This is a genomic window from Pseudonocardia charpentierae, from assembly GCF_031845345.1.
GTDB classification, from domain to species: Bacteria; Actinomycetota; Actinomycetes; order Mycobacteriales; family Pseudonocardiaceae; genus Pseudonocardia; species Pseudonocardia charpentierae.
On the sequence record NZ_JAVREJ010000001.1, the window covers coordinates 257,138 to 269,406 of the forward strand.

A 12,269-nucleotide genomic window follows, 5' to 3' on the forward strand; every position below is an offset into this window, starting at 1 on the left:
CAGACCAGTTCCAGCGCGTCGTCTGGCCGCGGTCACTCACCCCTCCGACGTTCGTTGACTGAACTCGACCTCCAACCGCTGCTGGTCGATCCCGGCCAAATCCATGCGAGTGCCGTCGGCTAGAAGGATTTTCACCGTCGCACCCTGCGCGTGACGCACCCGCCACCAGTCCCAGATCGTCTTGGCCGTGCTCACCCCGCTGAACACCAACCCGATCACCGCGATCACCAACTCCGGTGAGCGCTGCACCTCGACCGCGGACGCGCTCTCCCCAGTCCCGGCCGCGGCGGCCAACGCCGCCTGCAACTCGCGAGCCAGCCGTTCAGCATCCGGCCCCGACACCTCAATCGACGCAGCAGCCACGTCCACACCCCTCACCAAAGATCAGCCAGCAACAGGACAGCATGCACGACAGAAGTCAATCGTAGGATTCCCACTCCGCGCGAGCACGAACGGTAACGGCACGCAGTGTCCTATTCGCATTGTTCTGCATGGTCATGCCTTCTTTCGCCTCGCCCGCAGCACCCGTTTCACCCAGCCCAGAGCGTTCCCATCCTCCGCTGACGTCCGCTGATCGGCTGTCCGACCTGGACGGGCGCTCTCATCGCTGTCCAGTTCAGGGTCGAATTCTGCGTGTTCTTGACGTACGCGTTCGAGCATGGCGGTGTCGGAGGCCAGGTCAGGGCGTTGAACCTGGCGGTCGAGCTCGACGACCTGTTCCAACTCCGCAACCGCCCGCCCCAGATCTCCCTGCCCGCGGTAGATCATCGCCAAGTTGTAGCGCGTGACCGCCTCACCAGCCCGGTCACCAATTTCCCGCTGGATGGGCAGCGCCTGACGGGAGTAGTTCAGGGCCTGCTGCGGCTGCCCCAACCCCTGGTAGACCAGGCCAATGTTGCTGAGGGTGGTGGCTTCACCAGCCCGGTCACCAATTTCCCGCTGGATGGGCAGCGCCTGACGGGAGTAGTTCAGGGCCTGCTGCGGCTGCCCCAACCCCTGGTAGACCAGGCCAATGTTGCTGAGGGTGGTGGCTTCACCGGCACGCTCACCGACCTCCCGGGCGATGGACAGGGTCTGCTGGTAGTAGTCCAGGGCCTGCTGCGGCTGCCCCAACCCCTGGTAGACGTGGCCGATGTTGTTGAGGGTGGTGGCTTCACCGGCCCGGTCACCGACCTCCCGGCGGATGGGCAGGGCCTGCTGGTGGCAGTCCAGGGCCTGCTGCGGCTGCCCCAACTTCTCGTAGGCGACGCCAATGTTGTTGAGGGCGGTGGCTTCACCGGCCCGTTCACCGATTTTCCGGGCGATTGACAGGGTCTGCTGGTAGTAGTCCAGGGCCTGCCGCAGTTGCCCCCACCCCTGGTAGAGGGAGCCGATGTTGTTGAGGGTTCTGGCTTCACCGGCCCGGTCGACGATCTCCCGGTGGATGGGCAGCGCCTGCCGAAAGTAATCCAGCGCCTGCTGCGGCTGCCCCAACACCCGGTAGACCAGGCCAATGTTGTTGAGGGTGGTGGCCTCGTTCCCCCGGTTCCCGGCCGCCCGCATAGTGGGCAGCGCCTGCCGGAAGTAATCCAGGGCCTGCTGCGGCCGCCCCAACCCCTGGTAGACCAGGCCAATGTTGTTGAGGGTGGTGGCCTCGTTCCCCCGGTTCCCGGCCGCCCGGTACAGGTCCAGCGCCTGCTCATAGGCGCTCAACGCCTCCGCCGGTCGCCCAGTGGCCTGCCGCGCCCACCCCAAGTGGTAGAGAGCGTCGGCGTCCTCACCCAGCGACAGAATTGCCTTGGCCAACCGGGCCACGTCGGCGAACCGAGACGTCGCCAGCCACTCCTGACTCACCCGACCACCGACCGCGCGGGCGATCACGGCCTCGCCCCCGGCCACAGCCAGCCGGTGCACCTCCACCCACCGCGCCACCGACGTCAAGAATTCCGCCCGCCGGTTCCGAACCAGGCGAAGGGCGCCCAACACTCTGAAACCGGGGGCAACTTCATGCCGCAACCAGATGCTAGCCCGTGAGGCACCTGCATGATGTCTGCGACCTGCACCAACGCCGATACGCGTACGAAACGCCGCGACGAACCCTGAACCATCAGACCGACCAACCTCAAGCCACACCCCTCGCTACTCGAGACGACCCCGGTGAGGGAGCCACCGCACGCTACCGCGTCAGCTCAGTGAGCCTTGGGCCTGTAAACACAACGGACCGGACAGGCCGCGGACAGGTTGTCGCGCGACAGGTCGCGGACAGGTTGTCGCAGACAAGGTCGCGCCTGTGGTTGTCCGCAGGATCGACGTCAGCATGAATCGACCTTCAGGTGTCATGAGGCGGACGGACTACGGGGCGTGGCCGTCGGCCGGCGAGCGCCGCTGCGGCACGCTGGTCGGCTTCGAGTACGAATGCCGAGTAGGTGCGCAACGTCGTTGAGCCTCCGCCAGCGTGACCCAGTCGTCCGGCAACTGTTCGGATGTCGACTCCTGCGGCAATTAGCTCCGTAGCCGAGTAGTGCCGCAGGCTGTGCAGGTGGGTGTTGAAGCCGAGCCGCTTGGCCAGGCGCCCGTAGCGTTGAGTCAGCGTGTCCGGGTTGGTCATCACGCTGCCGTCCGGGTGCGGTGAGAATACGAACCCGTCGCGACGCAGCGTGCTGTTGACCAGGCGGGCGTGTTCTTCGTACCGGATGCGGTGCTCACGCAGCACGGCCACGAGCTCGGCATCGAGGGTGACTCGGCGGGCGTGGTGGGTCTTGGTGTCCTTCTCCCACCGCTGGCCGGCGATCTGCCCGATGCTGGCCCGGAATACCGCTACGCCGGCGTCGAGGTCGAGCTGCGACCAGCGCAGCGCGCAGACCTCGCCGCGTCGGGCCCCGGTGGTCATCGCGAACATCACCAGCGTGCCGAAGTCGGGGTCTGCCCAGGCCTCGGTCAGCAGCGCGGCGGCCTCCGCAGCCGTGGGCGGGCTCGGGTTCGGCCGAGGTACCGGCGGCGGCTCGGTCTGGTCGATCGGGTTCACGCCGATCCAGCCCCATCTCACGGCCCGCGAGAATGCGCCGCTGAGGATGGCGTGCACGACCCGGATGCTCGCCGCCGCCAACGGCTTGCACCGATGCTGGCGGCACATGCGCTCGCACCACCGGCAGTACGCCGACGGGTCCTGAAACGTCACCTGCGCACAGGGCCGGCGTGGGCTGTGCTCATCGCAGACGTGCTCACAGTCGGTCCGGTGCTGGACGTACTTCTCGCCGCGGCAGTGGTCGCGGCAGCGCCGCAGCTGCGCGTAGAGCTCGTCGATCGTCTCGGCCTTGACTCGGGCCACTTGCAGCCGGCCGATTGTCGGCCGCACGTGCTTCTCGATCTTGCTGACGTAGCCGGCGCGGGTCTTGCGCTCGACGTCGAGGACTCCCAGCCACCGGTTGAGCAGCTCATTGACCGTGGCCTCCGTGCGGGGGCTGCGCTGCTCGTCGACCTGATTGAGCAGCCGCGTGATGGCCTTCTCCGCCTCGCGCTGCGTCTCCTTGCGGTTCTCCCGGGCCGGCACGGTCTCACGGAGCCACAACTTCTTGCCGGTGAGCTGGTCGATCCCGGCGTACACCTTCACCCGTGCCGAGCCGCTCGGCAACCATCCGATGGTGCCGCGCTGGCGTCCGCGTGCCGACCGTGGGGAGGCCATGCGGCGGACTGTAGAACCGATGGAGGCCACGAAGGAGGCCACGAGCGTCGCCGGAAGGGGATGGATGAGGGCCGGACACCGGCCCTGACCTGCGGAGCCGCCTTGGGGAGTCGAACCCCAGACCTACGCATTACGAGTGCGTCGCTCTAACCGACTGAGCTAAGGCGGCGGGTGGTGCGGCGCCAAGTGTAGCGACCCCTCGTCAGTGGGCTGCGGGGGCCGGTCGCCCACCATCGGCGCGGGTCATCGCCGTGATCAGCGGGTACCCGACCGCATGACGGGCCGAGGCCCTCGACGGCGAGGAGAGCGTTGGTGACCACGCACGTGGAACGGTCCATCGAGGTCGCGGTGCCGGTGCGTACGGCCTACGACCAGTGGACACGGTTCGAGGAGTTCCCGCGGTTCATGTCGGGCGTGGAAGAGGTCCGGCAGGTCGGCGACGCGCTCACGCACTGGGTCGCGCACATCGCCGGCATCCGCCGCGAATGGGACGCCGAGATCATCGAGCAGGTCCCCGACCAGAAGGTCGCCTGGGCGGCGACCACCGGAGCGACGAACGCGGGCGCGGTGTTCTTCGACGACGTCGGCGCGGACCGCACGCGCGTGCGGCTCACGCTCGAGTTCGAGCCCGAGGGCGTCCTCGAGCGGATCGGGGACGTGCTGGACGTCGTCGACCGGCAGGCAGTGGCGGATCTCGACAGGTTCAAGGAGTTCATCGAAGGCCGGGGCTCGGCGACGGGTGGCTGGCGAGGCACGATCGAGGACGGTGACGTGGTGTCGGATGGAGCGGATGCACGGACGGGTGCGGGCGAGACGGCGGACGACGTGCCGGGCGACGTCGTGGCCGTCGGGCCCACCGGGAGCACGGAGAGCACCCTGACGACCGAGCACGGGGGTGCGCCGTCGGCGACCCCGTCGGTGGACGACTCGACGCTCGGACACAGCGGCGATCCGATCGCCGTGGATCCCGATGCGGGGCGCGGTGCCGCCGGGACGTCCGGACCGACCGCCGACGCGGCGTCGTCGTCCCAGACGGGCGTCGCCGGCTTCGGCACGGACACCGGTCTGAGCAGCGACGACCCGAACTCGGGCGTCGTGACCGGCAACCCCGGCGCGCACGCGGCGAGTCGCACCGGAACGGGCACCGACGACGGCGAACGGACCGGCGTCGCCGCCGGCGCCGCGTCCTCGTCGGCGGCAGGCGTCGCCGGCTTCGGCACGGACACCGGGCTGAGCAGCGACGACCCCAACTCCGGCACCGTCACCGGCAACCCGGGTGCAAGCACCGGCACCGGCGGGCGGCACGAGGCACGGTCGGACGAGCCGTGGGCGGCAGGCGGCAGCGGCCCGGGTGAGGACCGCGGAGTCCGCGGCGCCGGGCAGGAAGGCGTCGTGCAGCGCGACTTCGCGGACGAGAGCATCACGAGCGACGACGTCGTCGCCCGCGACTTCGCGAACCGGGACATCTCCGGCGGGGGCGTCGTGGAGCGCGACTTCGCGAACCGGGACGTCACCGAGCGCGACATCGCCGACCGGGGGATCGAGGGCCACCGGGGTGCTCCCGCCCCGCAGCCGACGGGGCTGAACACCCTCGACACGCCGGGGACAGCCGACGAGGTCGGCGGCGGCCTCGACCCGCTCGACCCGCGTGCGGGCACGGCGGACGACCCGGATAACCCGATCCGGCCGAGCGTGTAGGCCCTGGCGAGCAGGGAAGGTCGTCACCCGGTCGTGTCGACCTTCCCGCGGGCGCACGTAAACGTGATCGAACCTGGTGATCCTGCGTAGGTGCAGGTCGGCGGGACGAAGGAGAAGCTCGGCGAGATCCTCGTCAGGGAGGGGTGGATCACCGCCGAGCAGCGCGACTGGGCCACGGAGGTGCAGGAGCGCACGGGCTGTCGGCTCGGGGCGATCCTCGTGGCGGCCGGGCTCATCCGCCGCGACGCGGTCTACCGGGTGCTCGCGCGCACCTGGGACTGCGAGTTCGTCGATCTGGTCAACACCCCGCTCGACCTCTCCCTGCTCGACGGGCTCGATCCGCACGTCCTCGCCGAGGAGGGCTGGATCCCGTACGGCCGCGACGGTGAGCGGATCCTCGTCGCGACCTCCGAGCGGCCCACCCTCGAGCGGCAGCGGTCGATCCTGGACCGGCTGTGCGCTCCGGTCACGCTCGTGGTCACCACCGACTGGGACATCCTCCAGTCGCTGAACACCGCCTTCCGCGAGACCGTCGTCGAGCAGGCGACCCTGGGCCTCTGGCGGCGCGACCGCATGCAGTCGGCCCGGCAGGTGCTGCTCGCCGGTCAGCGGGTGTGGCTCGGCCTCCTGCTCGCCGGGCTGATGGCCGGTGTTGTGCTGGCCCCCCGGACGACGGTCGCGGTGCTCAGCGCCGCCCTGAGCCTGGCCTTCCTCGCCGCAGTGCTGTTCAAGTTCGTGGTCTGCATGGTCGGGGCGCGGCACGAGAACCGGGTGCAGGTCGACGACGCGGACGTCGCCGCGCTCGACCCCCGCGACCTGCCCACGTACACGGTGCTCGTGCCGGTGTACGAGGAGGCCAACGTCGTCGCCGACCTGATCGCCAACCTCGGCGCGCTCGACTACCCGCGCGAGAAGCTCGAGGTCCTCCTGCTGCTCGAGGAGAACGACACCGAGACGATCGAGGCGGCAAAGGCGGCGCGGCCACCGTCGACGATCACGTTCCTCACGGTGCCGCCCGGGCACCCGCAGACCAAGCCCAAGGCCTGCAACGTGGGCTTGTTCTTCGCCCGCGGCGAGTTCCTGGTGATCTACGACGCCGAGGACAGGCCGGAGCCCGACCAGCTGAAGAAGGCCGTGATCGCGTTCCGCCGCGGCGGCGACCGGCTGGTGTGCGTGCAGGCGGCGCTGAACTACTGGAACGCCACCGACAACTGGCTCACCCGGATGTTCACCGTGGAGTACTCGTTCTGGTTCGACTACATGCTCCCGGGCCTCGACCGGCTGCGCCTGCCGATCCCGCTCGGCGGCACGTCGAACCACTTCCGCACCCGCGGCCTGCGCATGCTCGGTGGCTGGGACCCGTTCAACGTGACCGAGGACGCCGACCTCGGCATTCGTGCGGCAGCTTTCGGACGCACCGTCGGCGTGATCAACTCGACCACCTACGAGGAGGCGAACCGGGCACCGGGCAACTGGGTGCGCCAGCGGTCGCGCTGGATCAAGGGCTACCTGCAGACGCTGCTCGTGCACCTGCGCCGGCCTCGTGCGTTGCTGCGGACGGCGGGGGTGCGGCGGACCGCGGCGTTCGCGCTGCTGGTGGGTGGCACCCCGGTGACGTTCCTGTTCACCCCACCGCTGTACGGGCTGTTCGTGGTGGCGCTGATCCTGCCGCCGTCGGAGATGGCCGGCGTCTTCCCCGGCTGGGTGCTGTGGGTGATCCTTTTCAACCTGCTCGTCGGCAACGGGCTGATGATCTACGTGTCGATGATGGGCGCGTTCAAGCGGCGCAACTACTCGCTCGTGCTGTGGGCGCTGCTCAACCCCGTCTACTGGCTGCTGCACTCGGCCGCCGCCTACAAGGCGCTCTGGCAGCTCGTGACGAAGCCGCACTACTGGGAGAAGACCGTCCATGGCCTCAGCCACGCTGCCCATCGGCTCCCCGACGCTGCTGCCGGACCGGAGCCGACGTTGGCCGGCTAGCGCAGGAGCACGCTGGGGGCTGCGGCTGGCCCTGGCGCTACCGCTCGTCGGCCTTGGGATCTGGGCGCAGGCCCGCGGCTTCGAGAGCGCGTCGCACCGGACGTTCGACGCACAGGCCGCCGCGGTGCGTGCCGGTGGCTCGGATCTGGCCGGCATGGCGGCGGCGTATCCCCCGACGCCCACGCTGCTCGCCGGTCTCGTACCGGGCGAGACGCTGGGGCTGAGCGTGGTGGCGAGCCTGTTCGCCGCCTGCACGCTGCACCTGGTGTGGGAGCAGTTCGTGCGTCGCGGCTTCTCCCCCGTCCTCACCGGCTGCCTGCTCCTGCCGCTGTTCGCGGTCCCCGCCGTGGCGTACGCCGCGAGCCAGTCGGTGGCCGGGATCGCGCTGTTGTCGCTGCTCGCGGTGGCCATGCACGGCTTCGTCCGGTTCACCGTCCACCGCGACACCGAGGCCGGGTTCGTGACCGGCCTCGCGCTCGCCGCGGCGTTCACGGTCGACCCGATCGCGATCTTCTACGCCCTCGCGCTCGGCACGGCGACCTGGTTCATCGCCCACGAGCGGTTCCAGCCGGAGACGTCCCGCACCCGCGCGACCGTCGCCGTGATCGTCTTCCCGACGGTGTTCGCGGTGCTGAGCTGGATGTTCCTGGAGTGGCGCTTCTCCGGCACGATCTTCGGCACCGTCGCCGCGGATCCCGCCGTCCTGGCCTTCCGCGCCGGGGTGTGGCCGGCGCTCGGCACGGCCGCGACCACGGTGGTGTGCGCGCTGGTGCACGTGCCGTTGTTCGTGGCTGTCGGCCTGATCCACGCCCTGCGCCGCCCGATGGCGCTCGTGGGGTACCTGACGCCGGTGCCGGCGTCCGTCGTCGCGGTGTGGATCGGCCTGCGCTACACACCCGTGACGGCGTACGTGCTCTTCACACTGGTCGCGCTGCTGTCGGTACCGCGGGACACGAGCCGCCGGACCCGCGTCGTGATCGCGGCCGTCGCGATCGTGCAGCTCGTGCTCGCGTGGGTGTGGCCGCCGACCAGCCCGGGCTTCACGGACTGGCTGGCGGCCGTCACTCCGGTGTGACGTGGCTAGTCGGCGACCGCCGTCGACGTCGTGAACTGCGCCGAGTCGTAGTACGTGCGCAGCTCGCTGATCTTGTCGTCGCCGTCGAGGTCGATGATCGTGACGCCGCGGTACTGCAGCGGGCGGCCGTCGGTGAGGGTGGCGTCGCTGGTCCACTCCAGAGCGACCCGGTCGCCGCCCTCGACGACGTCGTAGAACGTGGTGCTGATCGAGTCGAACTGGGCGCGGTACTCCTGCCAGAACTGCTCGACCTCGCCTCGGCGCTCCCCTCGCGCGTCGAGGCGCTGGGTGACGGCATCGTCGGTGAACAGCGCGGCGAAGGCCGCCGCGTCGCCGTCCTTCTCGAAGGTCTGCAGGGCGCTCGCGAACGTGCGGGCGCGGTCGTCGGAGATGTTCGTATCGGCCATGTCGGAGGGCTACCCTCCCGATCCGCCGTCAATCGCGCCTGACGTTGGTCAACCTTGGTGAAGCGCCACCATCATCGCCTCGAGCGCCACCAGCGGCTTCACGTTGCGGTCGAGCGCCTCCCGGCAGGCGAGCACGGCCTCCAACCTACGTAGCGCCGACTCGGGCCGCCACTCGCGAGCCGCGCGCTGCACGTCGGCGGCGCGGTCCGGGCTCGTCAGCGCGACCTCGGCCCCGGATCCGGCGACGAGCACGTCGCGGTAGAAGCCCGCCAGGTCGATCAGCGCCAGGTCCAGGACGTCGCGCCGGCTCCGCGTGTTGCGCAGCTTCTGCCGCTTCTCGAGATCCTTCTCCGCGGCCTTGGCCCGCCGGGCGGCGGTCGCGACGCCCTTGCCGACACCCCCGGCGCCCATGGCGATGCCCAGCTCCTCGCGCTCCGCTGCGTCGCGCTCGCCACTGAGGTCGTCGGCCTCCGCGGTGGCGGCACGGTCCAGGTCCGCCGCAGTGGCGAACGCGTCGCCGAGGCCGCGCAGGCCGAGGGGGACGGTCAGCACCCGCTCGCGGCGGCTGCGAGCGTCGGGATCGCGGGCCAGGTGACGGGCACGCCCGATGTGGCCGCCGGAGACCGACGCGGCCCACCGGGACGTCTCGGGGTCGAACCCGTCGCGAGCGGTGAGGACCGCCGCCACCGCGTCGGGCGCCGGGCTGCGCAGTGTGACCCTCCGGCACCGCGACCGGATCGTCGCCGACACGTCGTCCGGGTGCTCCGACGGCGCGCAGAGCAGGAACACCGTCTTGTCCGAGGGCTCCTCCACCGCCTTGAGCAGGGCGTTCGAGGCACCCTCGGTGAGACGGTCCGCATCCGTGATGATCACGATCTCGTACCGCCCGAGCGCAGGTTGGCGTGCGGCGAGCTGCACCAGCGCGCGCATCTCGCTTACCCCGATCGAGAGGCCCTCGGGGACGACCTCGCGGATGTCGGTGTGCGTGCCGGCCAGGGCCGTGTGGCACGACGGGCACTCGCCGCACCCGTGCCGGGGGCACTGCAGGGCGGCGGCGAAGGCGCGGGCGGCGACCGACCGACCCGAGCCGGGCGGACCCGTGAACAGCCACGCGTGCGTCATGGCCGTCGGGTCGCCGGCCGCGGCGGAGAGCTCGGCGACGGCGTCGGGCTGGCCGACAACCTCGTCCCAGACGCTCACGGGTCCACCCGGCTTCCCGGATCGCCGACGGGGCGCGCCAGTGGCTCGGCCGCGACGAGGTCGTCGACAGCGCGGTCGGCGCGGTCGGCGCGGTCGGCGCGGTCGGCTGCCGGGCGCACCGGCAGCACCGGGGTGAGCGCGGCGAGCACCCGGCGGGCGACCTCGTCCGGCGGCCCGTCGGCGTCGACGACAACGTAGCGGCGCGGCTCGGCCGCGGCCATCCGCGTGAGCAGGCGCCGGACCCGGAGGTGCTCCTCGCCGGGCAGCGGCAACGGCACGGTGTCGTCGGTGGCCTCGAGCATGGGTACGGCGGCGGGTGCCCGGTCCAGCAGCACGGACACGTCCGGCCGCAGCCGCCCGGTGGCGAACGCGGCCAGGCTCTCGAGCTCGCGGGCGTCCAACTCGGCCTGCATCCGGTCGGCCGTCACGCCGAGCTGCACCAGCGGGCTGGCGAGGAACCGGTCGGCCACGACGATCGCGCCGTCGGCCAGCGCGGGCCGCACGACCCGCTCCACGAGGTCCGCCCGCGCCGCGGCCTCGGCGAGCGCCCCGGCCCGGGCTCCGGCGAGGTTTCCCGCGGCGGCAACCGGCTCGGCCCGAAGCTGACCGGGCCCGGCCACGACCACCCGGTGCCCCTGCTCGCGGAGCGCGTCGACCAGCCGCCCTGCCTGCGCGGCCGTCTCCCGCGCCGTGGCACCTTCGACGGCGATCAGCACCCCGGATCCGCTGCGCCGCACCCCGCGGCGCAGGGCCGCGAGCAGGTCCGGCAGCAGCGGCTCGGTGCGGCGGTCGTCCATCTGGCGGTAGGCGAACATGCCGACGACCGCGGCGATCACGCCCCCGACCAGCATGACGACGCGGGTGCCGTCGATGCGGTACGGGTAGCCAAACAGGTCGACGGTGCGCGCACTGACCAAGCCGACGATCAGCGGTACCAGCGCCATCGAACCGAGCAGCGTCAGCCGGACGATCGACTGCACGAACGCCACGATCCGGCCGCGCACCTCGTCCGCGACCTGGGCACCGATGATCGTCAGACCCGTGAGGAACGCGATCCCGGCGAAGCCGCCCACCAGCCCGACGGCGCCGATCGCCACCGTCAGGTGCGGCGCGAGCGCGACCAGCACCAGCGCGCAGGCCGCCGCGACGATGGCCGTGCCGAACAGGCGGTTGTGCGGCAGCCGCCGCGACAGCTGCGGCGCGGCGCCCATGCCGAGCGCGAGGCCGACGAACACGGCGATGAAGAGCATGCCGTACGCGGCGTTGCCCCCGCCGAGACTCGCGGCGTACAGCGTCGCCGAGCCGATGACGACCCCGCCTGCGGTGAAGGCCCCGATGATCCCGATCACGAGCCCGCGGACCAGCGGGGTGCTCACGACGAACCGCGCCCCGTCGCGCAGCAGTGCGATCAGCCCGGGCGCGGCCTCTCGGCGCTGCGCTGCCCGGCCGGAGATCTCCCGGATGCGGAACCAGACGGTGGTGGCGGTGAGCAGGTAGGCCAGGCCGTTGAGCACCAGCGCGACGTAGGCGGTGGAGATCTCGGGCGTCGAGCCCGGCAGGAACTCCCCGAGGCCGGAGATCGCCGTGAACAGCCCGGACGCGGTGAGCACCGCGACGCCGTAGGTCATCACCAGGGCGAGCTGATTCGCCGTCTCGATCTGGTCCGGGCGGCGCAGCAGGTTCGGCACCGACGCGTCCTTCGCCGGGATCCAGAACAGCGCGCAGATCTCGATGAGCAGGGTGGCGACGAGCAGCCACCACAGCGAGCCCACCAGCGGGATCGAGAGGAACAGGCCGAAGCGGCACAGGTCGCAGACGACCATGACGCGGCGGCGGTCGAACTTGTCGGCCAGCGCTCCGGCCAGGGGACCCAGCACGAGGGCGGGCAGCAGCTTGGTGGCGACGACGCCGCCGAGGGCGAAGCTCTGCGCCTGGTAGCCGGTGGCGAGCTGGGTGGCGAGCGCGGAGAGCGCGAGCAGGCTCAGCCAGTCGCCCGTCGCGGAGACGGCGGTGACCAGCCAGAGGCGGCGGAACGCGGGGATGGCGAGAACGCTGCGCACGCGGTGCGCCGTGGGCGCCGTCGCCGTGGGCAGGCCGGCCGTGGGCGGCCCGGACGGAGTGGTGCCGGAGACGATCGGACCCACCCCCTCGGTACCGACGCGCACCCCGGTGGTGCAATCGGCCATCAGGGTAGCCGGGGACCCCGACAGGACCGGGTATCGGCACGTCGCCGGGCTCAGCGAGCTTT

Annotated in this window: 9 protein-coding genes and 1 tRNA gene; 3 read left to right on the top strand and 7 right to left on the bottom strand. The window is 71.2% G+C overall.

Translation table 11 applies throughout. The annotated features are described in order from the left end of the window. Positions 1-36: 36 nt before the first annotated feature. From RM445_RS01245 to RM445_RS01260, 4 genes are all read right to left on the bottom strand, one after another. A complete protein-coding gene (locus RM445_RS01245; protein ID WP_311554048.1) occupies positions 37-363 on the bottom strand; it encodes a hypothetical protein in 327 nt (108 codons plus the stop codon). 132 nt (positions 364-495) lie between these two features. Then, positions 496-1,899, bottom strand: a complete 1,404-nt coding sequence (locus RM445_RS01250; RefSeq protein WP_311554050.1) for a tetratricopeptide repeat protein — start codon at positions 1,897-1,899, stop codon at positions 496-498. Between the two features lie 409 nt (positions 1,900-2,308). Continuing rightward, complete coding sequence (locus tag RM445_RS01255; RefSeq protein ID WP_311554051.1) at positions 2,309-3,661, bottom strand: tyrosine-type recombinase/integrase; 1,353 nt, start codon at positions 3,659-3,661, stop codon at positions 2,309-2,311. Between the two features lie 95 nt (positions 3,662-3,756). Beyond that, a tRNA-Thr gene (locus RM445_RS01260) sits at positions 3,757-3,830 on the bottom strand. Positions 3,831-3,973: 143 nt separating this feature from the next. Here RM445_RS01260 and RM445_RS01265 point away from each other — a divergent pair. From RM445_RS01265 to RM445_RS01275, 3 genes are all read left to right on the top strand, one after another. Beyond that, positions 3,974-5,359 carry an SRPBCC family protein gene (locus RM445_RS01265; RefSeq protein ID WP_311554052.1) on the top strand — a complete coding sequence of 462 codons (1,386 nt, stop codon included), beginning with the start codon at positions 3,974-3,976 and terminating at the stop codon, positions 5,357-5,359. A 90-nt stretch (positions 5,360-5,449) separates the two neighbouring features. Continuing rightward, on the top strand, positions 5,450-7,339 hold the full coding sequence (locus RM445_RS01270) for a glycosyltransferase (RefSeq protein WP_311554053.1): 1,890 nt from the start codon (positions 5,450-5,452) through the stop codon (positions 7,337-7,339). After that, positions 7,269-8,414 carry a hypothetical protein gene (locus RM445_RS01275; RefSeq protein ID WP_311554054.1) on the top strand — a complete coding sequence of 382 codons (1,146 nt, stop codon included), beginning with the start codon at positions 7,269-7,271 and terminating at the stop codon, positions 8,412-8,414. The genes RM445_RS01270 and RM445_RS01275 overlap by 71 nt, the downstream gene beginning before the upstream one ends. Positions 8,415-8,419: 5 nt before the next feature. On the opposite strand, the gene RM445_RS01280 is transcribed toward RM445_RS01275, so the two are convergent. Genes RM445_RS01280 through RM445_RS01290 form a run of 3 tightly spaced genes read right to left on the bottom strand, consistent with a single transcriptional unit; the run spans position 8,420 to position 12,207 of the window. Continuing rightward, a complete protein-coding gene (locus RM445_RS01280; RefSeq protein ID WP_311554055.1) occupies positions 8,420-8,821 on the bottom strand; it encodes a nuclear transport factor 2 family protein in 402 nt (133 codons plus the stop codon). Between the two features lie 48 nt (positions 8,822-8,869). Beyond that, positions 8,870-10,021 carry a DNA polymerase III subunit delta' gene (locus RM445_RS01285; protein WP_311554056.1) on the bottom strand — a complete coding sequence of 384 codons (1,152 nt, stop codon included), beginning with the start codon at positions 10,019-10,021 and terminating at the stop codon, positions 8,870-8,872. Next, entirely contained in the window at positions 10,018-12,207 is a 2,190-nt protein-coding gene (locus tag RM445_RS01290; RefSeq protein ID WP_311554057.1) for a bifunctional MFS transporter/dTMP kinase, read from the bottom strand. Before RM445_RS01290 ends, RM445_RS01285 begins: the two co-directional genes overlap by 4 nt. Positions 12,208-12,269 lie beyond the last annotated feature (62 nt).

What these genes read in the sequence shown, in the direction of transcription:
- RM445_RS01255 (WP_311554051.1), bottom strand. Translation starts at nt 3,661, where the DNA reads ATGGCCTCCCCACGGTCGGCACGCGGACGCCAGCGCGGCACCATCGGA.
- RM445_RS01275 (WP_311554054.1), top strand. Translation starts at nt 7,269, where the DNA reads ATGGCCTCAGCCACGCTGCCCATCGGCTCCCCGACGCTGCTGCCGGAC.
- RM445_RS01280 (WP_311554055.1), bottom strand. Translation starts at nt 8,821, where the DNA reads ATGGCCGATACGAACATCTCCGACGACCGCGCCCGCACGTTCGCGAGC.
- RM445_RS01290 (WP_311554057.1), bottom strand. Translation starts at nt 12,207, where the DNA reads ATGGCCGATTGCACCACCGGGGTGCGCGTCGGTACCGAGGGGGTGGGT.